Below are 25,857 nucleotides of genomic sequence, written 5' to 3'. Positions count from 1 at the left end.
GTTGTAAATGTTGTCAGTAGATGGTTCAACCGGGGAAGGAGGTGGACAGATTCTTAGAAGTGCAATAACTATTTCAACAATAATCGGGAAGCCAATAAAAGTGACAAATATAAGATCAAATAGAAAGGATCCTGGTTTGAAGCATCAGCATGTCTTAACAATTCAGTTACTTTCAAGAATATTTAATGTACATACCGAAAATGTAAGTTTGGGTTCGGAATGGATCAGGTTTGAAGCATCTAAAGATAGTAGATTCAACGAATATGATAAACCTGCAAATGATGTCATAATTGCAGACATTGGAACTGCGGGCAGTATACCATTACTATTGCAGACATTAATTCCGACAGTAGCAATTTCTCAAAAAGACTTGGTAATTAGATTGTCAGGCGGAACCGATGTGAAATTTAGTCCAACCATAGATTACATAAAATATGTATTAAGAGATGCATACTCCAAAATTGGAATCGTATTTGACATAAATGTCCTAAAAAGAGGATTTTATCCCCGAGGACAAGGAGTCGTCGAAATCAAAATAAGAAAAGCCATCGATCTTCATCCAATAGAGTTTTGTAATTTCAAAGAAATTGAACCAAACATAATAAGCATAGCAGCAAGATTGCCAAAACACGTTCCAGAGAGACAAATTGGAAGTGCAATAGCAACTTTGGAGAAAAAAGGCATAAGATACTCCAAACACAAATCTATCTTAGAAAATTCAGAGAGTCCAGGATCTTCAATTCTAGTATATACTACTTCAGAATCAGGTATATATTTGGGGGCGGATTCTATCGGCGAGAAGGGCATCAAAGCAGAAGTAATAGGCAATATAGCTGCAAAGAAATTCGTAGACGATTATGAATTTCGTGCATGTATTGATCAACATTTAGCGGATATGCTAGTCCTGCCATTAAGCTTTGTTGATGGGAAATCCAGGTACAAAATATCAAGAATAACAACACACCTATTAACAAATTTGGAAGTGATTAGAAGGCTCAATTCTATAGAGTATCATTTTGAGAAAATCTCTGAAAACGAATTCATATTATCGATTGAAGGTAATCCAGTTATTTGAAAAATTTTTTTGTTTCTCCCAGAGTCATCATATCAACTGGATTTATTTTAATCACCATTGGCAAATTTGATACGGCCTTTCCGATTGCTAAACAATTTCTATGGGAAAGTGTCTTGACCAAGGACTTGATAGTTGAGGAGTCTACTAACGACACCTTTGAAATTTTTTCTAGATCAGAATCGTTTGTAAAATTGAATAAAAAAATATTATCAACCTGTCTATATATGGTATCATTTATAGCATCTGGCTGATTTGTAATAAATGTAGAATAAATTCCAAAATGTCTCATCCTTGTTATTAGATCTTCCCAATATGTATCACGAATATATAATTGAGCTTCTTCAGCAAATATAAAAATTGGTGGAATTAGAGATTTTTCTAATAATTCAATTAATTTATTCATCACTAGCTCAACAATCATTCGTCTTACTACTGGAGATATCCTGCTCATATTCACTATCATAGCAGCACCCTTTGGTTTGGTTTTTATTACATCCTCAAATTGAAACCCTCTTTCGTTAACACCATTGGATGAAAAAAGGTGAGAAGAATTAATCATGTGAAATCGGGATAATAGTGCATCCCTAACCAATTCATTAATAGTCCAAGTTCCAAAAGCTTTACCAAGCTCAAATAGACTAAGTATCTTTTTATTTTCTAACGAATCCCATATTCTAAAAAATTCTCTTAGTGAAGCAGAAGGCATATCTAATGCATTTTTTAACATATTAGAAATAGAAGGTTTTCCAAAATATGTTAAATTGAATTTCAATTCTCTTCCAGGATTTAACAAAAGAAGCTTATCACTGATAGATGAGGGCGTACCATCAACATTAGAGGATAGCCCACTATACTCATTATTTAAGTCAAATACCATTACATAGGCTCCATACTGTATGAGAGAGTTGATCAGTATTTTTGAAAGATGAGATTTACCGGTTTCTTTCTTGCCCGTGATTATATTTAACTTACCATCTAGATCTTCAGCAAAAATTTCAAATTTTTGATTATCAGATCCGCATCTACCTAAGGAAATTGGATATCGCATGTTTTTCTTTAATAAAGCCTTTATCTCGTTTAGACCAATTTTGACAATCTTGGAGTTTACTCTTGATGGTACCCAGTCTACATCGGTTGATATTTGATTGTCATTGTCAATAGAAGCCCTTATTTTAGTCTTAAAGATCCTGACATCCCGTATTGTTTGAGATAGATTGGTAATCTCCAAAGGATCAAAAATATTTTCAGCACTAAATTTAGAAATCACCTCATCTTTAATTATCTCCTCTACAAGGGACGATGATGAAAAATACTCTTCGTCATAGAATTGAACTAGTAGTTTCTTATTATTGTTAAAATCTTCAATAACGAAGTAGTCACCCTTATTTGCAAAATCATTTGTTACCGCGAGTAAGAGAATTTCATCACCTGTTTTTGATAGAATTTTCATCTCCAGGCAGTCCCTAAAACGGATGATCTAGCATTCTCATGAGAGATTTCTCTAACAGAATAATTAGACTTTATGAAACTCTTTATACTTGCCAAGTCCGTATTTGAAAAAACAGAGACATAATGTGAAAGTTGGAGAGTGCTTGGATAACCAAAATGAATTAATTCGTTATATAGTAAAGTTCCTAAAGTACTATTCACATCATTATTATATGATACTACATCGGCCCTTAGTATGTTTGAGTATTGACTGTTAGATAACTTTACTAGAAGATGTTCTCCATGTATCCTAGATATCAAGCTTCGAATAACTAGGTTTATATCAACAAAGGAACAAACTTTAGATCTTATCAAAGGATATGACAAATACTTTAATATCTTTATTTTGGAGTTTTTACTTATTCCAATTAATGAATTTTTATTGATAACAGAATTTTCTATGGTTTTTGAAATATCATAAAATTGATTCTCAAATATTGAAGATTTCAATGAACCATCAATGAGTACTATAGAGTTTGAAACCAATTTTGATAACCAAAACTGAATATACCTTTCTATATTTACTCTCAAGAATTTTTTTGCATAATCATCATTAAAGAGTATTAGTTTGGATACATTATGCTCAAGTCGAAGATTCTGAAGAGCTTCTTCGTTAAGATAAAAAATTAAAGGGCCTATTCTTAAGTGAGCAGCAGGTTTGCCCCTAAAAGATATACATATGGATCCCTTTACAGCATATAATCCACCATCTTCTACTTCTGCAACCTTAATACAGCTAGAATCAATACCAAAAACTAACTTTTCCTTTTGCACTAATTCGATTTCATTTATTTTCTGGTTAGCATACCTTTCTGAATGAATTCCCCAATTTTGTATGGGTACACCCTCGTCATCGTCTACGAAAACCAGCTTTTTATTTTCAATTAAATTTCTATAGTCCTTACAAAAGTAGGAATTACTAAAGTTGTTAATTAAAGATTTTTTCATATTCTCTATATTTGATTCCAGATCATGGAGATTTAATTGATTGTGCATGTTGTTCAACAACAACAAGATGCTAATAAATGTTGTTCATGATGCGCATGTTGTTCAACAACACCTTTATCAGACAGGAAGATATACAAATATTAAGCATGAGTGAAGCGGTATCGAAACTATCTCTGGAGACAAAGATAAAATTGAAATATAAAGAGTGGGAAGTCGAAATTACATGCGTAGAAGATAAAGTTAAGAATGTAGTGGAGAATGTCCTTACCGGAATAGATATCGCCTCGCTCTCAAGTACAAATACCAATAGTGAAATTGAAAAATTAAAGACTGAAATTGATTTATTAAAATCAAAAATTGATGGAGACAGTAATTTGCAAAATATGAATCAAAGAAGAAACAATGTTTCATTAAAGGAGCTTGCAAAGAATGGAAATACGTGTAGAAGTTTGATGGAAAAGATCTTTTATGAAAAATTTTTTGAAAGTGAGAGACTACTTATAGAGGTTCACCAAGAGTTGTCAAGAATTGGATATAATTACGATAAAACAGCAGTATCACATTCTTTAAGTGACATGGTAAGAGAAGGGATATTAACTCGTGTAGGAACTCTAAGGAACTACAGATATATTCAGAAAAAACCATTGTTTGAAAAGTAACTATTTTAGAGTAATTTTTTTGCCATAATATCATTCAACCATTTAATTCCTATAGTGGTAATCCCATACACTACTGATTCTGATTGATTTTCCTTACTTACACTTTTTACAACATATCCAACTTTAACTAATTCTGACAATCTTGAACTAATAGATTTTGGATTTAGGTTTGTAGTAGATTGGATTTCGGAGATAGGAGATGATTTTTCCGAAATCTGGTCCAATTCGAATGCTATTTTTGACCCTAACAAAAATAGCATGACTATTTCCTTATCGGAAAATTTCTTATTATGAATCTCTCCAAGGTTGGGTAATATTTTGGGCCCCTCGGGGGTAATTTTGATTATAGATGAATACTTCTCGATTAATTCGGACACAGAGTAATTTAATGAAATTTTCTGAGCCAAGCGTATCTCCGGAATATTTTTGGTAAGAAAAGAAATAGTAGACAGAAGAACATTCTCAGGCTCCCCACTAAATTGCACCTTTATATCGTTATATTGAATTGAGATATTTACAATATTATTCTTGTTTGGATCATCGTAAACCATGTAAATATATTCAATAAGCTGATAAAATGTTATAAACTTATGAATGTATATCTATTACCCTTGTTATGAACTTTTATCAAAGTAGTTTAGGAAGTAGATGAAAAGTACATTAATGGATGAAATGCCAAAGGTCTTAGGTCAAATTACTAGAAATGTCTAAGGATAATGATAATAAAAATAATTTCATTAAAATAGGATTTACCAAATTATTAAAACCATTTGAGGATTCAATGAACGAAGTAGAAAAAATTTCGAAAGCCTTCGGATTAGCACTGAGGATCTACAGTAGCATGACGAGAAAATATCAATATGATAAAATTGAACCTCAAATAAATCATTCACTAAGAGTAGCATTAATTCTAAACGAAGAAATGAACTCAAATAGTTCAGATCTAGTTTGTTCCGCACTACTCCATGATATTTTCAATAAACAAGAAGTATCCAAAGAGACGAAAGACTATATAAAAAAGGAAATTAGCGAAAAAACATTTACAACAGTATCGTTTTTTAACAAATATATCAATTTAGAATCCAATAAAAATGAAGAATTAAAAATAGAAAAACAGTTCGGCAAGATAAAGCAATCAGACAACATGATAAAAAACATTATCTTGGCTGAACGACTAGATGAACTTCGATCTTTGAAAAATTCAAGAAGGAAGGACAAAATAGCAAGAACTAAGGAGGAAACTCAGAAATATTTTGTACCATTAGCAGAGACAACTAACGAAAAAATTTTGTTAAAATTGGTGATAGCACTTTATGAATTAAAGTAAGAGACTAGCGATTATGGTTTATTACAGATACCGTTATTTTCCTTATGACCCGTCCAATGAGAAAAACAGCCGAAAAGAGAATGACCAGAGCATCCACAGATTATGCATTTCTTATTGTTTTTATTCAAACCTATTCAATATATCCAATTCATCAAGATAGTTAAATTTATTTGATAATAATTAAATTGACGATGAGAAAATCCAAGGGTTGAATTTATGCGGATGACGTAATACGATGTGATTTATGTTTCTTCATTGAAAAAACATGATATAAGTTCGATGTGAATATGATTACAAGAAGACGTTTGATAGAAAAAGTCATAATAAAAGCAAAGCTATCTATCTTCTTGGACTAGCCATACCAGTTTCGATATAATTAACTGAATCTGCAATATAGCATGCATGATCAGAAATGCGTTCCAAATATTTTAGAATCAAAGCAGTGGAGATATTGCATCGGTTATCTGAATAATTATTTGTGGTGACAATTTGAGATGATTCACGCGTACTTTTTTTGTATAACACATCAACCATTTCCTCCATTTCATAAATTTTGGCTAAAATAGAATTATCCCGTAATCGTAATGCAGATATTCCAAGATCCATCATCTCTAAAACAAGTTTTGACATGCGCATTACTGAAGACTTGTCGCACAATTCTAACGGTCCAAGAATTTCTAATACTGTAATAATATCAAAAGCATATCTACCGAATCTTGAAAAAACGTAAGATAGCTCCATGCAAGATTTTATGTATCTCAAGTCTGTTGCCACAGGCTGGAATCTAGCGATTAGTTCTATACATAATTCCGATACTTCATCCTGCAGAAACCTCAATTTTGCAGACGATTCAAATATTTGATTTTTAGTGGAAGTATCATCATCCTTATAGGATGTAATAGCCTTGGACACTGTATTTTCAGCTAAACCAGCCATATCAAAAATAATGCTGTTAACCTTAGTTAGCCCCAAATCAAGTAAGCGTACCACTTTGATTAATACGTCAAAAACTTATTAAATAAGCCTATCCGAATTTGCCGGAAATATATCTTTCAGTTAATTCTTTCTTCGGATACTTAAATATTTGATCGGTTGGACCGAATTCGATTAACTCTCCTAAATACATAAATGCAGTATAATCAGAAACCCGGGCCGCTTGTTGCATATTATGAGTTACAATTATCACAGTCAAATTCTTCTTAAGATCATTCATCAACTCTTCAATTTTTGAAGATGCAATAGGATCCAAGGCAGAAGTAGGTTCATCCATCAAGAGAATTTCAGGTTGCATCGCAAGGGCTCTGGCAATACAAAGCCTTTGTTGTTGGCCACCGGACAAACTTATTCCTGGTTTATCAAGATCATTTTTTACTTCTTCCCATAATGCTGCTCCCTTCAAACTATCGTGAACTATATCCTTTATCAAATTTTTATCCTTAATGCCATTGAGTTTCAAGCCAGCTGCTACATTATCATATATACTCATAGTAGGAAATGGATTTGGTTTTTGAAATACCATTCCCATTCGTCGCTTTATAAGGACAGGATCTGATTGTTTATCATAAATATTTAAATCGTCTAAAATAATTTTGCCATTAGCTGTTGCGTTTGGGGTTAAATCATGCATCCTATTAATGCATCTTAACAGGGTTGTTTTACCACATCCAGATGGACCGATTAATGCGGTGACACAGTTTTCTTTAACATCAAGATTAATACCCTTTAAAGCTAGTTTGCCACTAAACCAGGCTTTCAGAGATTGGATTGATAGTTTAGGATTCTCTATTTTAAAGTCTGAATTAAATTTGTGCTCAGTTTTGGCTCTATCGGAAGGTGAAATTCCATCTTCAGTAGTAGTAGTGGTGGTAGTAGTAGTATCAGTTTCGGCCTTGGTTTTAGTGTACTCTGAAATAGCATCAATTTCATCTTTAATAGAAGACTTTAAGGAGTTGTCCAAGTTACCCACGAGATATCTTTACTAAACCAAAAAATCATAATATTTGTTTTCTATATGAAATATATAGTATTATATAGATAAGGTAGAGGAATTATCATGTATTCGATTTAAACACACTCCTTTTTTGAGCAAACATCCTCAAGGCAACGCTTAAGGCCAATATAAGCAATATAAGCACCAATGCAGCACCCCAACCCTGTTCATGAGCTGATGGATATGGTTGTGAAGCCAATCTCCAAATTCTCAAAGGTAATGCGTCAACTGGGGAGTTAAAGCCGCTGAAAAATAGGCTGGTTCCTAAAATAGTCATTATTAATGGTGCCGTTTCACCAGCGACTCTAGATACGGCAAGTACGATGCCTGTTAATATACCGCTTTTGGATCCCTTTATCACAATATGCCATACCACCTTCCACTTTGGAAGGCCTAGACCATATGCTGCCTCCCTTAGAGTGTTTGGCACTAGTTTCAATGTTTCCTCAGAGACCCTTGCAACAATAGGAATCATTATTATGGATAAAACAAAGGCTCCTGCCAAGATTGAAAATGAGCCAAGAGTTAGTACAAGCGCGATATATCCCGTAATTCCTATCACGATAGACGGAATACCAGTCAACACATCATTAAAGAGTCTAAGGAAATATGCAAATGATCTGCTGGAGCTAGAATACTCGGAAAGGTACACCCCTGCCAGAACTCCAACAGGGGCTCCAATTAAAGAGGCAAGTCCTACAGCTATCAAAGTTCCTTGGATGGCTGGACCAATACCCCCATCGCCTGAACCGAATGCACCCGGAGGACTGAATAGAAACTCAAAACTTAGAGCTCCAACACCATTCTTAAACACTTCAAACAAAATAGAGGCTAAAGGTATGATCGCAATTATTACAAAAACAAATAACAAAACGGTCATAAAATTATTAAAGACTTTTCTCTTAAAGGAATTTTTCGCAATACGTTCCTGAATGATTGATTTATAATCTTTAGTTTTGTTTTCTTTGATCATACTATTCCCTCAAGTTAGAATAGGATTTGGAAACTTTTGAAATTATATAGATAGCAGCAACATTTATGAAAATAGTAATTACAAAAAGTACCAACCCCAAACCAATTAATGCTGAAAGATGAAGATCGTTTGATGCTTCATTAAATTCATTGGCAATAATACTGGAAAGAGTTTGACTTTGAGAAAACAAAGATGTCGGAATAGCAGCCAAACCAATTGCATTTCCTATAACCAGTGTAACTAGCATGGTTTCTCCAATAGCTCTTCCCAATCCCAAAAATGTTGCTCCCATCAAACCAGTTTTTGAAGAGGGTAGAATAGCAGTTTTGACCATTTCCCATCGTGTTGCACCTAGTGCGTACGCGGCTTCTTTCTGTGAATGAGGAATAGCCTTAATGACCTCTCTCGATACGGCTGTAATGATAGGAATAATCATTATCGCAAGAATTATTCCGGCCGTAAAAACATCCAAACCAAAAGGAGCTTGGGCAAAAAGAGAAAAATCTCCTAGTGTGTTATGAAGAGGTTCCTCTATGTAGTCTCTAATCCAGAATCTGAATACAAATAATCCCCACAAACCATAAATAATACTGGGGACAGCTGCTAAGAGCTCAACTATAAATGATAAAATGGTTCCCAGTTTGTTTTTCATCATTTCTGTAATAAATATGGCTATTCCTATGCTGATAGGAACCGCAATAGCCATTGCAATTGTTGAGCTAACAAGCGTTCCTATTATATAAGGCAAGGCTCCAAAGGACTCTCGCCCCTCAACAGCATTCCAATCAGTTCCTATTACAAAGTTAATGCCTTCTTTAAGAAATATAGGTACAGAGCCGTCAGCTAAAGCAAAAAATACAAGGGCAACCATAAACAGAGTATAGACAGATGCCCCAATTACCAATCCTTTGAAAAATTTATCTCCAATAAACGATTTTCGCGATTGTAAATCTAGTTTCTTTACTAGCTCGGCATGCGTATTTTTAGAATCTTTTGGAGGCAAAGTATATCAGTAAAGTAAAACTATTGAATAATATATTTTACATATATAATCAATATAGAAGATATATTCTATATAGAAAAAAATAAAAATTAGTTGGTGAGTATTGGGTTTCCATTAAAAGTCAATGATTTCAATGTTGCTTCATTGACATCAACGACAGATTGAGGTAATTGAACATATCCCAATGGTTCTGCGAACTGTTGTCCGTCCGTTATGGCCCACTCCACAAATTCAGCTATTGCTTTTGCTTTTTGTTCATCTATCGTTGGATTAGTGCTCAAGTCTTTATAGAGCAAAAGATAGGAGAAGCTAGATATTGGGTATGAATCAGGTCCTGATGGATCTGTTATTGTTACATTAGACCAAGATTCAGAACCACTAGGCAACGTAGATGCTTCTGCGCTTACTGCTGCTGCGGTAGAATTAACTGATGGAGTTATGAAGTTACCCTCTTGGTTTTGTACTGATGCATAGTTCATCTGTGTCGTTAAGGCATATGCTAATTCGACATATCCAATGGTATAAGGTGTTCCTTGAATTGATGCGGCCACACCTTCATTTCCTGGTGCGCCTATACCAGATGGCCATTGCACCGATTTGCCCTTACCAACAGTTTGATTCCATTCAGGACTTACTTTTGATAAATAATCAGTAAATACAAATGTCGTACCAGAACCATCAGAACGATGGACTGTAACTATGTTTTCAGAGGGCAAAGTAACACCCGGATTGAGTTCTTTTATCTTTGGATCATCCCATTTAGTGATTTTTCCTAAAAACATGTCTGCAATAACGGGACCTGTAAGATTGATAGGTGTAGTTACCTCTGGAATATTATATGCAAGTACAACAGAACCTAGGGTTTCTGGAATGTGAACAGCACTTCCTGCTTTTTGGAATTCGGTTTCCGAAAGAGGGGCATCAGAAGCACCAAAGTCAACTGTTTTTTCAGTGAACTGTTTAATCCCTCCACCACTACCAATAGAAGCATAATTAAGATTAACATCGGGATTTACTTTTTGATACTCTACTCTCCAAGTATCTATTAAAGGATATGGAAAGGTTGCTCCAGCTCCATTAATAGAACCTTTTTGTGCATGTACTGAATTCACATAAACTGGGACTAATAGTGATACGGCTAAAAGTGATAAACCTAATATCCTATAGTTGATTAATTTACTCATCAAGTTTGTATAATTATATAATTATTAATCAATTGTCTATATATTATTCATACACTATATAGAATAGATTAATGTAGTATAAAAAAAATATTTGTAAGACGTTATATTATAAAATATCATCGCTCTTGATATAAAGGTCATCATAACATTAACACCCATAAATAATTTCTAAGTAAAACAAGTTTTTCTGATCTTATTACTGCCAACCATCCAAGAGATCGTGTTTTGAAAACAAGAAACAGACTATCCAATAACAGCTTTTGTGAATATTAAAGAACTATCTCTATATAGAAAACTATAACAAGTCTTAAGTTTGACTGCATTAAAAATCAAATTATCTTTTTCCTTCTGCAATCACACTGACCATTCCCCCATGTCGTCGAAGGGTCACTATTTTCTACTTCAACTTTGACACGCCATAAATTGTTCATCATACATTGTTCATTTGTTCATTGTTTATCAAAAACGATAGCAGAGCTTAATAAATATCGATTCTCGTCAGTGTTATCCCTATTTCAGTACAATTCATGATCATCATCGATCAACAATCACCTCGAAGATCGATAGAAAGTTCATACATTTTATAGTAACTATATAGATAATGATTATATCATGACATGGATTATAGTAAAGTAGATTGCGCAAGATACAAATCGCAATTGATGTAGACGGATCACCATCGGGATACATTTCCTGGCATAACCATTTTCAAAACAAAAGCAAAATAAGAACACTAAAACCTTACAAGAAGAACGAAAGATATGGCGTTCAGAGAATGGAAATGCTAGCAATATATTTTGCAATTTCAGATAATCTCAAAATATTTAAGACCAAGCTAAAAAAAAGAGGAAAAAGAAAAATAATAGTTATTAGAAGCGATTCAAAATCTACAATAGAACAACTCAACAAAAGGTCAAAAGTGAAGGACGAGATTATCAAACGAGTCTACAATTCAATAATAAGAATTATAGAAAAAATATCCTGTACTCTAGTATTTGATTATTTGAGGAGAACAAGCAACAGAGCCGGAAAAATTCTAGAACTTATCAGAAAAGAAAATAGATATGGGTATTATTTCCCTCATGTAAAAAATACTACTAGTTAGTAACTTGACTCTTCCTACTTTTTTTGCATTTTGTAAAATCGATCAAGGCAATAACTCTACAAAGTGACGCATTTTATATGTTGTATATGATAATAACATAGTTCATATTTCATATTTTCGTATTTGTAATTTAATATGACAATTGCATTTTTATGAAAAAGTAGTATCGAGTTTTAAGAGAACATCTTCTAAATATTCATCAGTTCTAAAATAGATATAGAGGAAGCGATCGTTTAGTTCATTTATTGGGATATAAGCCAAAAAAACATCTTCGTATAGATTAATTAGTCTGAATTCTGCATCTTCATTAATCAAATTGGATTGGAGAGATACTATACTTTTTATATTATTTGATGACAAGGTTTTGTCTTTAAAAGGTGGGTTATCATAATGGTTGGAATTTTTAAAGGAATAACGAGTAATTTTCCTTTTTGAGAAATGGGGATTATGAAGGATATTTCTTGATTTCCCTACTAGCAATTTTCCATTAGAGTCAATAATGCCGGCAAATTGTATAGAAACATCAACATGAAGTGCAGTAGTGCACAATCTATGGAGAAATTGTCTTTCTTCCATATCCGATCTTATTCTATAATATATTAATTATTTATCTAAATGTTCACTATAGTATATGGATCGATGATTTAATGCTAAAAACGATTCTTCTGCAACCTAAATTCTAAAAGTTTGATATTGTAAGGGCTATTGTAATATCATGTAGCCTGTGAAGGTCTCATGGATATATGAATCGATATTCAACATTAATGGTCCACTTCCAAGGAGTAAAGAAAATATCGATATTGTAAACTAATGATCCAAATATATTGAGAATAATTTTTCAAAAACATCAATAATTGATTATGTGACTTATTGATTTTGATCAATAAGTTGGAGATTTCATTCTTGGCCTGGTTTAAAACGGTTTGGATTTACAACCATAATATCAATAATCAGTTTTCGATAGAGTATACTACAATCATTTTCTCTCATTTCACATAACAAGTTATTTTCTTCAGTTAGTATAAGATAGCTTTCATACGACACAAACTATTGATTGGTTTTCAAAATGTAATAACGTTTAACAATGAGGTCACTTATCCCCCATAATTCTTATTTCTCCTAAAACATTTTTTATAGTTTCGTTACTTGTTCGGATCTATTAACACTATTAGAATATCAATATCATGAATTATAGTATTCGAGTTCATGATTCTTTTTTTATTTTAGTATTCATCTTATTGAAAATATAAATTAAATCGAAATGGAAATAGGATAGTCTGACGACCTGTTTGCGAGATGAGGTCCTATCCTATTTCCACAAGATCATCGCGTAGTTTGAGTAAGATGAGTATACAAGGAATAGGATATATCCATATCCTATATTATCTAAATGAAATATTAACACCGAAAACTTGTTTTCTTATATGTAGGTTGTTATTCCTAAATCAGGTCAGCAATTGCACACATATACACGCATGACCTTTCGGTTTTGTTCTTAGCCCCGTGTCGATGGAGTAGTAAAAAAATTGCATCTATATTACATAAAATATTGCCAGATACTACTTTTTAATATTGTTACCACATCACTATGATGAATTTGGTATTTTATTATTAAATAACCTCAATAGAAATAATAACAAGATTCATTGAATAATATGGAATAATCGAATATAAGACATATCATCTGATAGAAATCATAGATTAGAAATAGGATAGTAAATAGAGTGTGGACAGATTGAGATAACAATCACTCTATATCCCATCCTAATACTGGAGGTGGTCTGAGCCGGTTGAACCAGAGATCACCTATTCTGCAAATCTGTTTTTATTTTTATACTATAGTATCTAAATGAAATCGGTTCAAAAGGCAACCCCTCTATAAAGTATAATTTGTCTTGATCAAATCAAAGGCGGAGTGAAATTCACGGTTTTTTTCTTCTAGAAGACTACCATTCGATATTAATGTGACCCAAGGATTATTGTTGATGAAAAATTCAATACAGACTTGAATATGAATGATCCCTTATTAAAGGTCATATTGTACCTCAAAATATTATAATATTCTTGAAAGTCATCAGGTGAATTTCAAGCTATCATGAATGAATATATTAATAATATTGCGGCTAGTCCTAAACAGTAATATGCGAAATAGTAAAGCTTTCCTCTGTTTATGATATTTATTAACAGTTTGATTGTTAAATACCCAATTATTGCGGATGATAAAAATCCAACTATATAAGAAGAAAAGGGGATTTCCCCTATCGCAGATAGTTGTGCTGTATCCATTAGAACAAAATCAAATACAGATCCACCTACAATGGCTGGAATAGATAACAGGAATGAAAACCGGACCAATTGAGTATGATCAATTTGTCTTATCATTCCTAAAGAAATTGTAATACCGCTTCGAGAAATGCTTGAGAATACAGAGAACCCCTGAGCTATTCCGATCAAAACAGCATCAATCTTACTGATATCTCTGGAACCTTTCTTGAAATATTTAGTGATATAAATGAATATACCGCTTATCAGAAATCCTATAGATAACAGAAAGAAATCATAAAATGAAAATTCGAAGAAGGACTTTAGTGCAAATGCGATAATTGCAGTTGGAATGGTTCCAATTATTATAAGCATTAATAGTTTTCTATATTCTTTGACAGCTTGCAAAGACATGGAGCGAGAATAGAAAACAGACCGGAGAATCATTAACAAATCAGTTCGATAAAACCCTATGAGACCTGCTAGAGTTCCTATATGAAGAATCAAATCAAAGAAAACAGGCACATGAATATTTAGTAATAATTGGGTTAGTGCAAGATGTCCTGAGCTAGATATTGGCAACCACTCAGTTACTCCTTGCACGATTCCCAAAATTAAAGATTGCACGATATCCACCGTCATTTTTTATCTACTGGGTGATAGTGATTACTCATTTGCTATAAAATGTTTACATTTTCCACAATATATTATCGCCAAAAATAAATAATTCTTGACAACGATTTGTACATGAGTGAAAAGATTCTATTTACCTGGACTACCGGTTCTCGGGGAAGCAAAGTTGCAAAACAGCTCTAAAAGACCCCTCAGATATCAATATTAGGACAGTAATTCATTCATTTGAAAATATAGGCAAGTACAATAACTAGGAGTTGAGGCAATACAAATTGACCACAATAGCTAAGTTTTAACTTAAAGTAGTACATTAATTATATCGATCTTTTACGTAGAATTTATTTTTTAGTCAAGAAATAGATGGATTGAAAATCATCAAATATTATTTAAGATTATAATTGTACTGATTACAATTACATCCAAGTTTCATGCATGGGTGTTTATTATCCTGGCTTTCATAGTATAGATGATCTTCTTTTGTATGAAAACAATCCATACAGGTTTATATAGTTCTGTGCGACTTCTACTGGCCATGGTCTATATCAATATAGATAACCAGAATGTCGATAGATGTCAATCTAATATAATAGTTATGACGATTCCTATTGGAATCTCTAACAATTGGACAACTCGACGAGTAGATTTCCGAGATTTGAGGTTTTGATCAGCCAAGGATTTTATGTACGGTTCATGGTCACATATATAATAGTCAAAATTGATTTCATTTATTCTCTTACTATGGCCATAATATTTCTAAGTAACAGTATTATTAGTAAGCTGGGTCAGAGACCCGTCAAATGTGTATTAATTGATATAATAAACTAGTGTAATTAGGGAGCAGAATAATCTTACGAACAAAAGATACGAATACTATTGATAAGTTATATTATTGGTTTGTCCCTCTATTTCTTGAAATTATAACATAAGATAGGATATTGGAAATATATAATTAATTTTATAATATTTACTTAGTTCTTATCACAACATAAAAATAGTTTGGACGGGCTAGGGTTAGACCAATTGGTCTCCCAGTACCAATCCTTATCCAAAGTGTAATAATGCCGCAGAGAGAGAGAGAACTATCCATGTGGATAAATACATACAGACTATTATCATTATTCTAAATAATCTAAATGAAATATAAGATCTTCAGAGTTTACCAATACCATGATACGGTTTATTAACCCTAAGGTAATTGTATCTTTGTGCAATGCTTTAATTGTGAAGTAGAGTTTGTTCCTCAATTTCTAAGTTGCGAACCAACTTATAATATTAATACACGATTATGGCACAAGTTATACTATCAATATTGTCCAACATGTCATACATACGTAGTGGGAATTTATGAATTTAGCAACAATGAGACCATGTTTCCTGATGTATCGATATTAGAACAGAGACTGAAAATATGTAGATACAATTACATACATAATATGAATCAATAATTGAATTCTGGTCTTCGAAAATCTACCTTACTAAATGATGAAAAAGGATAGGTTATGAGGATCTTAGGTAGAGGTCATAGCAAACCCTCAATCCTATCCCATGGTCAAGTAGAGCAACTATGGTAAAGCCGAGGCTTATCTTACTTAACAAATTTTGTCTTTTATCTTTATACTAAAGTATCTAAATGAAATACGATTTTTCTAAATTTTAATTTTGATAATCATGGAAATACAAAATGATCCGATACAATTTCCACCTCCGCTTCTCATTGAAGGATAATTTATGTTTGTTTCTGGGACTAGTTTTTGATACTCTGTTCTCCATGCATCAATTAAGGGAAATGAGAAGTAGGCTGCAGCCCTATTGATTACTACTTGTTGAGCAATTGCGGAAGTTGTAGAGAATGTTACCAATAATAAAATTATCAATATCGAGATACTTTATATTAAAATTAGTGAAAAACTTTCTTCTTATTTATTTAAAAAACCCTTATTAATCAATTTACTATATGTATAAGGTATACTATATGGAACATACTAAGTTACTATAAGAAATAGTTATAAGTTGAATTTTTTAATGGTTCATGATGGACAAATACTTAGTGTTTGCAATTATTAGTGCATTTGTGGTTGGATCTATATTATCTACTGGAGGATTACAAAACTCATTCGTTATGGCTCAAGAAAACATGACCATGGAAATGGACAATAAGTCAATGTCGATGGATCAAATGGACAATATGACCATGGAAATGGAAACTGACAATTCTACAGATGTAAACAATAGTAAAATAACACCATAAACTAAAACTCAAACGCACTTTCGAAATTTTCAATTTTCAATTTTTTCTTTTGTAGTCAAGAATCAATCGTTTTTTAATCTAAAAATATGCTAACATATTCAAGATCAGAAAATAAATAGTTATACATTGGAAATACTAACATAGTGATTGGTAATAGAGAACACAACCGATGATTTTAATTAGGTATTAAGAAAAGCAATGAAAGACTGAATAAAAACAAGATGGAAATATCGACATGAAAAAAAGAGATATTATCAAGATTCTCTTTCTCGCGCTTATCGGCGGAAATATAATGGGCATAGTTTTGATCCAAATTTTTGGAGAATTAAATTTGTTAAAGCTAATACAATTAGAGATGTCTCTAATCATAATAATCGGGTTGCTATTTATCGTCAGTAGACTGTGGAACAGGAGATTAACATGATGACTGACACAAGGGCAGAAGAGGTAATCATTCCATACATCTCATATATCTCAGAACCTACCCTACAATGATAAATTCGATTTTAAAGGATTCGGTTAATGTGTCACTTTCGTCTATGACCTTTATTTTTAATCGCATTCAATGAACTAAAAAATCAGTCATCTATAAAACGTGTGTAAGTAATTCATATAGATTTTGATCAGAAATATCCGGATTATATTGCTTTAAAGAATCCGGATATTAGTATTTTGAATGAATAATTGAATCAACTTAAATAATTGATTAGTCATTATTACGTTAATCTTAGTAGCATCTAGATTCTATGCACTAATCTTGATCAGGCACCTACCTAGAATTATACTAGAGATGAACTGATCGCGTGAGAACATTTCAAACGGTTATTACAGGTTATGGACCTAACTTGCGTGGCACTCCTGTCATCCATGTCAACAAAACCGAAAATAGTAGTACCTTCTAATAAATATCATCATTGATTTTATCCTAAAATTAAAGTCTAACAGAAAGTAGAAGGATAGATGAGGAAACTTTCGAAATCAGAGTTTTTCCATGACATAATATTTCTTTTTCAGAATTACTTTTCTCATTTGATCGTTTTAACCTGAAGGTTTGAGTTCTACAAAGATCCGGTTTATTTTTTTACTTTTGATTATGTATATCGGGTATATTTTAATCGGAATATGAGATTCTTTGGAGAAGGAAAATGTCCTTCCCGGTCAGTGTCAATAACCTCCCAAATAGTTAGATTATATCTACTTACTAAATCATGCATGAATAAGGTCAAAGTTTCAGAAGCCATTCCTTCAGGTTCTATGGTAATAGTATATGGAGATTCGTTGACTATTATTGTCATTGCTAATTGATAATCACATTTAATATCATCTCTCCCAAGAATACCAATTCGTATCCCATCAAGTTGAAATCGTTCATCATTTGTATGAACATCTTTCTGTCCTATTTTGATACTCAATTCTCTAAATGGCATGTTCTAAACATTGTTTAGATATCTTTTATCCATTGTCTCTAGAATTGTCGTAATGTATAAGGAAAAGACAAATATCACAGTTCTTTTACTATTGATGATATTTGGAAAAGTCCTAAAAAACACATATAGGTAAGATTTTTTACTAGATCTGTTGATTGTATTGTCAAAAAAATGCATTCATAACAACATTACATAAAACCATCAAAGAAGAATGATTTCATGAAATTTACATTTCTATGATCATGCTATACTATGGCGTATTATTTGTCTCATAAACTAATTTAACAATATCTCTTCCAGGATTTAACAATATCTCTTTACACGCCATTGGTAAATTCTTAGAGTTTATCTTCTCTTGGTATTCAGTGTATGCATCTAATACCTCCTCCTTTTTCATTTTATACAATAGTTTCTCGGTTGTAATAACTTCTCTAACCTCCTTAATGATTTCATCGCCTTCTTCCATAGACATAATTCCTTCTGAAATTAATTCTTCTATTCCAAAAATTAATTCCATTCTGTCAATTGAGATCCTAGCATCAAATTGGCCCGCTCGTATCAATTTTCTGACACTATCCGGAGTAAAGTCAGTAACTTTGCCAAATGTTGCTTCAGGTGTTTCTAGTCTATCAATTCTCCATACTCTAGATATTCTAGGTTTTCCTAAAAAGAGATCTCTATTAGTTATAAACTTGTACTCATCTATCCTTCCTATTGTTTTAGCTTTTTTATTTAGGATCTCATTTATTTCGTTAGAAAGACCTTTGGATCTTGCAAGATCTATTAGATCTCTAGTCATGTTGACAAAGTCGGTAAATGCATATGCTACCTGCTCATCGTATGAAGTTCTATCGTGAAAAAAGATATCAGTTTCTCTATCATCAACCAGGTCCTTGTCTGTAGGGATAACTTTTGGTGTAAGAGGATGCAAGTTGACTATAAACACCTCAAGCTCAGGTGTGCGGGCTATCAATTCAGTACAATTTTCATTCTCTTTCTTATTCTGATCAATTCGTAGATATTCTATCCAATAATTTTTATGCGCTGTTAAGAGTTCCCTTAATGGAGTATTACTAAGATAACCCCATCCCAAAGTTGGCGGAATGTCCCAGTAGTAAAATCCTCAATATGAGGATGATTCATAGCGTATTTACCCAAAGCACTTGCCAACACCTGATCTACTCCTATCCCATCGTAGAAAATCAAGTGTCTATTGTCAGAGTTTCCATATTCAGAATACCATCTCCCTTTTTTAATATTCTTACTATTATCTTCTTTTTCTAAATTGGTGTTACCATTATTCGTTATCTTATCCAAGCTTTTGTCTTCAAGTCTATTATTTTTGATAGGTGCATCATGTAATTTCTCATAACTATCAAACACTACAGTCGAGCTAAAGTCTTGAATATCAACACTTGTGAGTAAGAGCCTTGGTTGTCCTTCTTCTAGTCGAGTCTTTATGGGAAAGTCTACAAACTTGCATAAATAATTCTTTAATGGTGTAAAATCATATTTCCACCATGGTAAGAAATCTGTAAAAGGGTTTAAGAATTTTGAACCAACATGGGGAACAGATTTAAACATATTTGGAACACCACGTGGAGTAAAAGCAAATTCAAAAATGGACCAAAATCTCCTTGCATTTTCTGTATCTGCCAAATCCTGATTGAATATCTTCATATAATCCCATGAGTAACGAACGATTGAATTTTTGTGAAATAGACTGTCTGCTATTGATGAACACATAAGACCATCCCAGAATTCTAAAAGAGTCTCATCAGAACCCTCCCAACTGTTATTTTTTAAATAATGACCCATCAAAACACTGGAGTTTATGGCACCTATTGAAGTCCCCGCTACAATATCAAACAGACTTCCGTCCAAACTCTCCTTCCTTGCTTTTTTATAGATTTGTTGGTAAGTGCCCGCTTCGTAAGCGCCCAGTGCGCCTCCACCTTGGAAAACAAGAGCTCTCATAATAATTATCCTCATTTGCTGACATTTATAACGTTCTCCAACCGTTTACTCTCGAATCCTTATACTCTAGTAGATGTTTATTCATTAAATTGTATCAACTAATTCAAATTCAATCTTTTGAAATAACAGTACGAAACAAGAAGAATGGATAATTATAATCAGGTTCTAATACAATTTATGCAAGTTCACAATTTCTCATTGTGAAGGATACTAAATATATCCTTATGAGATCATGAATTTTTATATATGTGAAATGAAATGTTAAAGATATTTGATTTACAGGAAATTTTGTTTATGTGCGTTTTTGTCGACTTTGGTTATCTTATCTTTTTTTGCCTCTTCTAACATTTTTCAGAATCAATTTCAGTTGGCCCATGCTCAACATCATCAAATCCCTCTATTGAATAATTCCCATAGTTATGCTGAAAATGGCATATCAAATACACTTTTGGAACAGTTTAAGGAGATAGTATTCGATCATGCATCATCCAGTAATTCTTCCTCGTATAACAATAGTGCTGTTTCTAATTCAAGTATTTCAGTACCAATTGTTGTTGGTATCTTATCTCCAGAAGGCACTCAGGTTGCAGGATATGGAAACATATCAAACTTTAACTCCACAAAAGGTTGATGGAAATACAGTGTTTGATATAGCATTCATATCAAAAACTTTTGTGGCAATTATTTTGGCAGATATGGTAAATCAAGGATTGGTCAACCTAAATGATTCTATAGAAAAGTATCTCCCCGTAGATAATGTGACGGTCCCATTGTATAATGGACACAAGATAACACTTGAGGACTTAGCAACCCATACTTCGGGCCTACCTGATTTTCCAACGGGTTGGATTAGAAACCACAGTTATACCACCCAGCAAGTCTATGACTTTGTATCAAATACAACTTTGTCAAACAAGCCAGGCACAAAAGCAAACTATTCTGACATTGGGATGGGTCTTTTAGGCCATATTTTATCTCTGAGGGCCGGTGTTTCATTTGATCAACTTGTAAATGATAAAATTCTAAATGTTCTTGCGATGGATAGTACAGGTATGCGTATGAATACTACAGGAATTTTGGTTCCTGAGGATATCAAATCTAGATATGCTACAGGTCATATATCAGGAAAAGAAGTTAACTTGGAATTCATACCAGAAACAATTCAGTCAGCTGGCGCTATGTACTCTTCGACCAATGATTTGCTAAAGTATCTATCAGCAAATATAGGGCTAATACAAACTAAAATTAATGATTCCATACAAGAAACTCATTCAATAAGACACGCATTTGGTCAGTCTTCTGAAAATAAATCTCTTAAAGACTACATAGGTTTAGGCTGGACTATAACAACGGATTTTGGGAAAGAAGTTATTTGGCATACTGGATCGATAGATGGATTTTCAAGTATAATAGGGTTTAACCCCGGCAAACAAATTAGTTTAGTGATACTATGTGGTTGTAATTATAACGACTTTTCATCACAAGAAATGATAAATTTGGTAATTCCTTTACTTCTATATCATGGACAATCATAATCATCTATCTATCTATCGAGTTATGACGGGTTAAGAACATTTGTCAGCAACAGTTCTCATTAATCAAAGTAGCAAAGAAATGTAATAATATTTTGTACCCTGTCTATTCTATACCCCGATTTGATTATTCAAATAATTATTATTTGATTACGTTTTTAATTCGTCATCTTGAGTTTCTAAAGTACTAGTGGTATTATTATCAATATCTTCTGAGCTTACTTCTGAAGTAGAATTTTGTTGATTTTCCAAAGATGTAGATGATTGTTCAATCTTTGATAATTTTTTCTTATTTAGGCTCTTTGTAGTCTCTATTGTCTCATCTATTTTCTGTTGTTCAGGCATAACCTCTATAGTAGATCAAATAATATAATACCTAACCAAAAATTGTTGATGAACCAACAAAATCATATAATCTAGCATTAGCATTAATAGACGGGTAGATAAAAAGACCATCAACGTCTTAACGCTTTATTCTTAAAAATTTGAACGCCTTCTGAAGTTAATGGGGAATTGTAGAATTGGAACAGCAGATTATTTCTTATCACTATCATTTATATTAGTTTTCTAAATTTGATGGACAAGTGTTGTTTTTCGATAACAGTTCTCATCCGTCGGGATCAAGTTCCTAGTAATCACGATGTTCAAGTATTCATTCAATCATATAATTTATTGTGATTTTAGGATTGACAATATTGTATACCTAACCTGTATCCAATACTTCCTATCCTCTAGATTTCGACCAGGGTCCATCAACATTTCAAAGGCAATCCCATTAAACAGAGCCAAAAGTACTTTTGACATTTCCTCGGTATTTCTTGTACTAATTTTTAAACGTCCATTTTCAATTGATTCATCCAATACTTTTTTAATTGATTTTATTACTTTAGCACTGCAAATAATTAACTCATTTTTGATCTTATTGCTTCTCCGTGATGCACACCACATTTCAAATAAAAATGCATAAAAGTCAGGATTTTCCTTAAAGCTTACAATACTGTCCTTGATGATATTATCCGCTAGTTCTTCTGCGGTTTTTCCTCTAATACCTCTAATGGTGGCTTGAATAATATTTTCAGAGCTATATGCCAAGACTTTGCTAACTAAATCTTCCTTATCCGAAAAATAGTAATGCAATATACCTCTACTTACGCCCGATTCCTTAGCTATGTTTGCTATTGTTGTATTTTCATATCCATTTTTAGCAAGAACCGTAAGTGAATTCTTCAAAATTTCATTTATCTTTTGCTCTTTGCTTTCACTCAATCTAATAGTAAATAAATGATCGATTAATATAAATCTAGTCGGACAGCCAACCAAACATTAATAAACTTGTTTGTTAATTAGTAAGTTGGATGACTAACCAATTTATGAAAGTAACAAGGGATGAATCGAAAAACAAGACAGGCGAGATAGCAATATTAGGAGGCGGTTTAGCCGGTCTTACTGCCGCTGTATTTCTAGTTCGAAATGGGAAAAATGTTACTATTATAGAAAAATCTAGTGAATTTGGTGGTAGAGCTAGAACTACAGTCATGGATGGATTTTACTTTAATCAAGGAGCTCATGCTTTGTATGCTGATGGAATTGGATTTAAGATTTTAGAGGAATTAAATGTAAAATATAAAGGTAACAAAGTTGACTACTCCAAATATTTTATAATAAAAAAAGGAAAAAAGAATCAATCCCTTGTAAAGTTAAACCAACTTTTAACGACCAAATTACTAAAGGGTTTAGGTAGTAAGATTGAGACTATAAGATTTTTTATAAAGTTGAACAAAATGAATCTTGATAGACTGCATCAGATAAGTTTCCAAGACTGGTTAGACCAGAATTTTAAAAATTCTGACTCCAAAGATTTTGTAAAAATGCTAGGAAGGATTGCAACATATACTTTTAATGCAGAAAACGTGAGTGCCAAGTTGGCATTAGATCAAATAAAAAAAGCTGTTGCGGGAGGTGTTATTTATATAGATGAGGGTGGCAAACCCTAGTAAATCAGATATTTGATATTGCAAAAAGGAATGGAACAGTGTTTGTATATGGCAAGAGTGTGGTTTCTATCGAGCAGAATCATGAAACTAATGGACAAAATAAACAACCATTGTGGAAAATTGGATTGTCTGATAATGCGGCATTTTCATATCAAGAGGTGATTATTGCAACCAATCCTTCTCATGTGCATAGTCTGTTGAAAGAAAACACCTTAATCAAAACCTCTTTTCTTAATCAACTTGAAAAAATGAATAGACCCGCAAAGGTAGCGACCTTAGATCTAGTATTAAGTAGGCTTCCCGATCCCAATGTTTATGGTGCATATGGGTTGGATGCCCCTTTGTATCTATCGTTACATTCTGCCTTTGCTAAATTGTCGGCTGATGGAAATGGGATTCTATTTCATGCCATGAAGTATTTGGACTATTCTACCGAACCAAATCCAGTTCGAAATAGAATGGAGTTGGAGGGACGCCTAGATACGGTTCAGCCCGGTTGGAGAAAAATGGTAGTAAGGCATCGCTTTCTGCCAAATATGATAGCTTCTAATACAGTTCTCACTAATAGTAAAGGAGTTATGGAAAAAAGACCCGATATAAAAGTTCCAGGAGTCAATAATCTATACATTATTGGTGATTGGGTTGGACAAGAGGGAATGCTAGCAGATGCAAGCTTTGCAAGTGCCAAAGCAGTAACACTAAAAATTCTAAATGAAAATGAGGGAATAGAAGTACAACCGGTATAGCTATAGTAATAATTCATCTCTCGCCTTTATTTCATATTGCATTTGGATGTTTTAGAATTAGTAAGTGGAGGTAAAGTGGTGGTAACATAATCTCTCATTATTTTTAACATTAAAATTTCTTGATGTAACCTAACTTTTATCTTTGAATACAAAAATAGTATATCAAAGCTAATATCAAATTTTTCCATCATGAACTTCAAATACCAATGATCAAAGTATTGCCAATTATTTGTGGAAACATCTAGAGTAAACTGTTTGACTATTCCAAGTGGTTTTTTCATCTTTGTTGTTCTTTTTTATACTCATTACTTCTACATTTTCAATACCACATTCATCACATCTACCTTTCGTATTCTTTTATAATTATGAAACTTTAAAAGAGTAATTTATTCTGTGCTGGCTGGGTTATGTATTTGTTATGAATTATATATTTTGTTGATTATTATACATGACAACCTGAGATAACCATCGAGGATATCCATATGACCACTCTTTTTTCAAATCTACTTCAATTTGTAGCACAGGAAAGATTTCAATAAGTTGGTCAAAAAAAGAATGATCCTGTTCGGTAAACAGGTCAAAGCCAATGGTCCACCACGATTTGCCATTTGATTTCAATTCGGTAATCTCCATAGCAAGATCAGAGTACAGTGATTGAGAAGGAACAGGGAGCAAGACTTTATCAACAACACTAAATTTCTTTTGCCATCGTTTCTTGTCTACCTTTATCCATGGATTTTCATCATCCCTATAGATTGATTGCTCAATTTCTATGCACGCTGTTTTATCATTCCACTCCCAACTTTCCCACCGTTCAATATTGCCACTAATATTCAATTCGGATATGTCATGAGGCTGTACATCTTGACGCCACTTAATCTCCAGTCTAGAATTTCTTACTTTTATGCCAATATTGTCACAAGTTTGCACTAGTAAATAATGATCAGTTCTGTTTTCAGAAATATCCAAACCAGTTTCTTCCAAAATTTTAGTTACACTAATGGGTATCTTACCTTCAAAAAACCAACGCATTTCTGTGGACCTTAGCATTTGATTTATCTGAATGTTTAGAGGTAAATTAATCTATTTCCAGTAAAGATAAACGTGTATAATATTTATCAAAAAGAACTCATTGATTAAATGTTACAATACGTAATTAGAAAATGAATTGAATTTCACTCCTATCTGCAACCATATATTGATTAATTTTCGTTAATTTATTATCTTTTTCAATTATAGGTGCTACGGGATACAGATGTAATGTTGTTATTATTCATCAAGATTGT

General features: G+C 32.7%; 28 protein-coding genes. 10 read left to right on the top strand and 18 right to left on the bottom strand.

The window, feature by feature from the left end:
* Positions 1-7: 7 nt before the first annotated feature.
* Positions 8-1,075 carry an RNA 3'-terminal phosphate cyclase gene (gene rtcA, locus AAGU22_RS16460; protein WP_458720172.1) on the top strand — a complete coding sequence of 356 codons (1,068 nt, stop codon included), beginning with the start codon at positions 8-10 and terminating at the stop codon, positions 1,073-1,075.
* Here the strand turns inward: rtcA and AAGU22_RS16455 are convergent.
* A complete protein-coding gene (locus AAGU22_RS16455) occupies positions 1,068-2,525 on the bottom strand; it encodes an ATP-binding protein (protein ID WP_458720171.1) in 1,458 nt (485 codons plus the stop codon). The two genes, rtcA and AAGU22_RS16455, sit on opposite strands and share 8 nt — an antisense overlap.
* Entirely contained in the window at positions 2,522-3,559 is a 1,038-nt protein-coding gene (locus tag AAGU22_RS16450; protein WP_458720170.1) for a DNA double-strand break repair nuclease NurA, read from the bottom strand. Before AAGU22_RS16450 ends, AAGU22_RS16455 begins: the two co-directional genes overlap by 4 nt.
* A gap of 143 nt (positions 3,560-3,702) precedes the next feature.
* Between AAGU22_RS16450 and AAGU22_RS16445 the strand changes: the two genes are divergently transcribed.
* Positions 3,703-4,170 (top strand): hypothetical protein, encoded by a 468-nt coding sequence (locus tag AAGU22_RS16445; RefSeq protein ID WP_458720169.1) that lies wholly within the window; start codon positions 3,703-3,705, stop codon positions 4,168-4,170.
* A gap of 5 nt (positions 4,171-4,175) precedes the next feature.
* Here AAGU22_RS16445 and AAGU22_RS16440 read toward each other — a convergent pair whose 3' ends face one another.
* Positions 4,176-4,721, bottom strand: a complete 546-nt coding sequence (locus AAGU22_RS16440) for a hypothetical protein (RefSeq protein ID WP_458720168.1) — start codon at positions 4,719-4,721, stop codon at positions 4,176-4,178.
* A 152-nt stretch (positions 4,722-4,873) separates the two neighbouring features.
* Here AAGU22_RS16440 and AAGU22_RS16435 point away from each other — a divergent pair, with 152 nt between their 5' ends.
* Complete coding sequence (locus tag AAGU22_RS16435; protein ID WP_458720167.1) at positions 4,874-5,497, top strand: HD domain-containing protein; 624 nt, start codon at positions 4,874-4,876, stop codon at positions 5,495-5,497.
* A 339-nt stretch (positions 5,498-5,836) separates the two neighbouring features.
* On the opposite strand, the gene AAGU22_RS16430 is transcribed toward AAGU22_RS16435, so the two are convergent.
* The 5 genes from AAGU22_RS16430 to pstS all read right to left on the bottom strand — a co-directional run bounded on the left by AAGU22_RS16430 (position 5,837) and on the right by pstS (position 10,647).
* The gene (locus tag AAGU22_RS16430) at positions 5,837-6,487 is read right to left on the bottom strand and encodes a phosphate signaling complex PhoU family protein (RefSeq protein WP_458720166.1); all 651 of its coding nucleotides are present in this window, start codon (positions 6,485-6,487) and stop codon (positions 5,837-5,839) included.
* 34 nt (positions 6,488-6,521) lie between these two features.
* A complete protein-coding gene (gene pstB, locus AAGU22_RS16425; RefSeq protein WP_458721811.1) occupies positions 6,522-7,283 on the bottom strand; it encodes a phosphate ABC transporter ATP-binding protein PstB in 762 nt (253 codons plus the stop codon).
* Between the two features lie 265 nt (positions 7,284-7,548).
* A complete protein-coding gene (pstA, locus tag AAGU22_RS16420; RefSeq protein WP_458720165.1) occupies positions 7,549-8,460 on the bottom strand; it encodes a phosphate ABC transporter permease PstA in 912 nt (303 codons plus the stop codon).
* Position 8,461: 1 nt separating this feature from the next.
* Positions 8,462-9,463, bottom strand: a complete 1,002-nt coding sequence (gene pstC, locus AAGU22_RS16415; RefSeq protein ID WP_458720164.1) for a phosphate ABC transporter permease subunit PstC — start codon at positions 9,461-9,463, stop codon at positions 8,462-8,464.
* An 89-nt stretch (positions 9,464-9,552) separates the two neighbouring features.
* Positions 9,553-10,647 carry a phosphate ABC transporter substrate-binding protein PstS gene (gene pstS, locus AAGU22_RS16410; protein WP_458720163.1) on the bottom strand — a complete coding sequence of 365 codons (1,095 nt, stop codon included), beginning with the start codon at positions 10,645-10,647 and terminating at the stop codon, positions 9,553-9,555.
* A gap of 637 nt (positions 10,648-11,284) precedes the next feature.
* Here pstS and AAGU22_RS16405 point away from each other — a divergent pair.
* On the top strand, positions 11,285-11,752 hold the full coding sequence (locus tag AAGU22_RS16405) for a reverse transcriptase-like protein (protein ID WP_458720162.1): 468 nt from the start codon (positions 11,285-11,287) through the stop codon (positions 11,750-11,752).
* A gap of 150 nt (positions 11,753-11,902) precedes the next feature.
* On the opposite strand, the gene AAGU22_RS16400 is transcribed toward AAGU22_RS16405, so the two are convergent.
* The 3 genes from AAGU22_RS16400 to AAGU22_RS16390 all read right to left on the bottom strand — a co-directional run bounded on the left by AAGU22_RS16400 (position 11,903) and on the right by AAGU22_RS16390 (position 16,506).
* Positions 11,903-12,328, bottom strand: a complete 426-nt coding sequence (locus AAGU22_RS16400) for a hypothetical protein (protein ID WP_458720161.1) — start codon at positions 12,326-12,328, stop codon at positions 11,903-11,905.
* Positions 12,329-13,837: 1,509 nt separating this feature from the next.
* Positions 13,838-14,641, bottom strand: coding sequence for an undecaprenyl-diphosphate phosphatase (locus AAGU22_RS16395; RefSeq protein WP_458720160.1), 804 nt, complete (start codon positions 14,639-14,641; stop codon positions 13,838-13,840).
* A 1,652-nt stretch (positions 14,642-16,293) separates the two neighbouring features.
* Entirely contained in the window at positions 16,294-16,506 is a 213-nt protein-coding gene (locus AAGU22_RS16390) for a hypothetical protein (protein ID WP_458720159.1), read from the bottom strand.
* Between the two features lie 188 nt (positions 16,507-16,694).
* On the opposite strand from AAGU22_RS16390, the gene AAGU22_RS16385 reads away from it, so the two are divergent.
* Together AAGU22_RS16385 and AAGU22_RS16380 are read left to right on the top strand one after the other, a co-directional pair.
* Positions 16,695-16,895, top strand: a complete 201-nt coding sequence (locus AAGU22_RS16385) for a hypothetical protein (RefSeq protein WP_458720158.1) — start codon at positions 16,695-16,697, stop codon at positions 16,893-16,895.
* Between the two features lie 235 nt (positions 16,896-17,130).
* Positions 17,131-17,319: a hypothetical protein gene (locus tag AAGU22_RS16380; protein ID WP_458720157.1), complete on the top strand. Its 189-nt coding sequence runs from the start codon at positions 17,131-17,133 to the stop codon at positions 17,317-17,319.
* Between the two features lie 667 nt (positions 17,320-17,986).
* Here the strand turns inward: AAGU22_RS16380 and AAGU22_RS16375 are convergent.
* The 3 genes from AAGU22_RS16375 to AAGU22_RS16365 all read right to left on the bottom strand — a co-directional run bounded on the left by AAGU22_RS16375 (position 17,987) and on the right by AAGU22_RS16365 (position 20,299).
* The gene (locus AAGU22_RS16375) at positions 17,987-18,322 is read right to left on the bottom strand and encodes a hypothetical protein (protein WP_458720156.1); all 336 of its coding nucleotides are present in this window, start codon (positions 18,320-18,322) and stop codon (positions 17,987-17,989) included.
* 250 nt (positions 18,323-18,572) lie between these two features.
* A complete protein-coding gene (locus tag AAGU22_RS16370; RefSeq protein ID WP_458720155.1) occupies positions 18,573-19,415 on the bottom strand; it encodes a hypothetical protein in 843 nt (280 codons plus the stop codon).
* Entirely contained in the window at positions 19,382-20,299 is a 918-nt protein-coding gene (locus AAGU22_RS16365; RefSeq protein ID WP_458720154.1) for a patatin-like phospholipase family protein, read from the bottom strand. Before AAGU22_RS16365 ends, AAGU22_RS16370 begins: the two co-directional genes overlap by 34 nt.
* A gap of 313 nt (positions 20,300-20,612) precedes the next feature.
* Between AAGU22_RS16365 and AAGU22_RS16360 the strand changes: the two genes are divergently transcribed.
* Together AAGU22_RS16360 and AAGU22_RS16355 are read left to right on the top strand one after the other, a co-directional pair.
* A complete protein-coding gene (locus tag AAGU22_RS16360; protein ID WP_458720153.1) occupies positions 20,613-20,930 on the top strand; it encodes a hypothetical protein in 318 nt (105 codons plus the stop codon).
* Positions 20,893-21,834: a serine hydrolase domain-containing protein gene (locus AAGU22_RS16355; RefSeq protein WP_458720152.1), complete on the top strand. Its 942-nt coding sequence runs from the start codon at positions 20,893-20,895 to the stop codon at positions 21,832-21,834. The genes AAGU22_RS16360 and AAGU22_RS16355 overlap by 38 nt, the downstream gene beginning before the upstream one ends.
* A 147-nt stretch (positions 21,835-21,981) precedes the next feature.
* On the opposite strand, the gene AAGU22_RS16350 is transcribed toward AAGU22_RS16355, so the two are convergent.
* The gene (locus AAGU22_RS16350) at positions 21,982-22,176 is read right to left on the bottom strand and encodes a hypothetical protein (protein WP_458720151.1); all 195 of its coding nucleotides are present in this window, start codon (positions 22,174-22,176) and stop codon (positions 21,982-21,984) included.
* A 324-nt stretch (positions 22,177-22,500) separates the two neighbouring features.
* Positions 22,501-23,097, bottom strand: coding sequence for a TetR/AcrR family transcriptional regulator (locus tag AAGU22_RS16345; protein ID WP_458720150.1), 597 nt, complete (start codon positions 23,095-23,097; stop codon positions 22,501-22,503).
* 104 nt (positions 23,098-23,201) lie between these two features.
* Between AAGU22_RS16345 and AAGU22_RS16340 the strand changes: the two genes are divergently transcribed.
* On the top strand, positions 23,202-23,825 hold the full coding sequence (locus tag AAGU22_RS16340) for an oleate hydratase (RefSeq protein WP_458720149.1): 624 nt from the start codon (positions 23,202-23,204) through the stop codon (positions 23,823-23,825).
* A 38-nt stretch (positions 23,826-23,863) separates the two neighbouring features.
* The gene (locus tag AAGU22_RS16335; protein WP_458720148.1) at positions 23,864-24,571 is read left to right on the top strand and encodes a hypothetical protein; all 708 of its coding nucleotides are present in this window, start codon (positions 23,864-23,866) and stop codon (positions 24,569-24,571) included.
* A 26-nt stretch (positions 24,572-24,597) separates the two neighbouring features.
* On the opposite strand, the gene AAGU22_RS16330 is transcribed toward AAGU22_RS16335, so the two are convergent.
* Positions 24,598-24,852: a hypothetical protein gene (locus tag AAGU22_RS16330; RefSeq protein WP_458720147.1), complete on the bottom strand. Its 255-nt coding sequence runs from the start codon at positions 24,850-24,852 to the stop codon at positions 24,598-24,600.
* A gap of 142 nt (positions 24,853-24,994) precedes the next feature.
* Entirely contained in the window at positions 24,995-25,621 is a 627-nt protein-coding gene (locus AAGU22_RS16325) for a hypothetical protein (protein ID WP_458720146.1), read from the bottom strand.
* Positions 25,622-25,857: the final 236 nt, after the last annotated feature.

It is taken from the genome of Candidatus Nitrosocosmicus sp. R, from assembly GCF_054408505.1.
This window is presented reverse-complemented; position numbering and strand designations above follow the sequence as displayed.

What these genes read in the sequence shown, in the direction of transcription:
- AAGU22_RS16350 (WP_458720151.1), bottom strand. Translation starts at nt 22,176, where the DNA reads ATGCCTGAACAACAGAAAATAGATGAGACAATAGAGACTACAAAGAGC.
- AAGU22_RS16400 (WP_458720161.1), bottom strand. Translation starts at nt 12,328, where the DNA reads ATGGAAGAAAGACAATTTCTCCATAGATTGTGCACTACTGCACTTCAT.
- AAGU22_RS16455 (WP_458720171.1), bottom strand. Translation starts at nt 2,525, where the DNA reads ATGAAAATTCTATCAAAAACAGGTGATGAAATTCTCTTACTCGCGGTA.
- AAGU22_RS16440 (WP_458720168.1), bottom strand. Translation starts at nt 4,721, where the DNA reads ATGGTTTACGATGATCCAAACAAGAATAATATTGTAAATATCTCAATT.
- pstA (WP_458720165.1), bottom strand. Translation starts at nt 8,460, where the DNA reads ATGATCAAAGAAAACAAAACTAAAGATTATAAATCAATCATTCAGGAA.
- AAGU22_RS16355 (WP_458720152.1), top strand. Translation starts at nt 20,893, where the DNA reads ATGGAAACATATCAAACTTTAACTCCACAAAAGGTTGATGGAAATACA.
- AAGU22_RS16375 (WP_458720156.1), bottom strand. Translation starts at nt 18,322, where the DNA reads ATGCCATTTAGAGAATTGAGTATCAAAATAGGACAGAAAGATGTTCAT.
- AAGU22_RS16330 (WP_458720147.1), bottom strand. Translation starts at nt 24,852, where the DNA reads ATGAAAAAACCACTTGGAATAGTCAAACAGTTTACTCTAGATGTTTCC.
- pstS (WP_458720163.1), bottom strand. Translation starts at nt 10,647, where the DNA reads ATGAGTAAATTAATCAACTATAGGATATTAGGTTTATCACTTTTAGCC.
- AAGU22_RS16340 (WP_458720149.1), top strand. Translation starts at nt 23,202, where the DNA reads ATGAAAGTAACAAGGGATGAATCGAAAAACAAGACAGGCGAGATAGCA.
- AAGU22_RS16450 (WP_458720170.1), bottom strand. Translation starts at nt 3,559, where the DNA reads ATGCACAATCAATTAAATCTCCATGATCTGGAATCAAATATAGAGAAT.
- AAGU22_RS16435 (WP_458720167.1), top strand. Translation starts at nt 4,874, where the DNA reads ATGTCTAAGGATAATGATAATAAAAATAATTTCATTAAAATAGGATTT.
- AAGU22_RS16325 (WP_458720146.1), bottom strand. Translation starts at nt 25,621, where the DNA reads ATGCTAAGGTCCACAGAAATGCGTTGGTTTTTTGAAGGTAAGATACCC.
- AAGU22_RS16380 (WP_458720157.1), top strand. Translation starts at nt 17,131, where the DNA reads ATGAAAAAAAGAGATATTATCAAGATTCTCTTTCTCGCGCTTATCGGC.
- AAGU22_RS16365 (WP_458720154.1), bottom strand. Translation starts at nt 20,299, where the DNA reads ATGAGAGCTCTTGTTTTCCAAGGTGGAGGCGCACTGGGCGCTTACGAA.
- rtcA (WP_458720172.1), top strand. Translation starts at nt 8, where the DNA reads ATGTTGTCAGTAGATGGTTCAACCGGGGAAGGAGGTGGACAGATTCTT.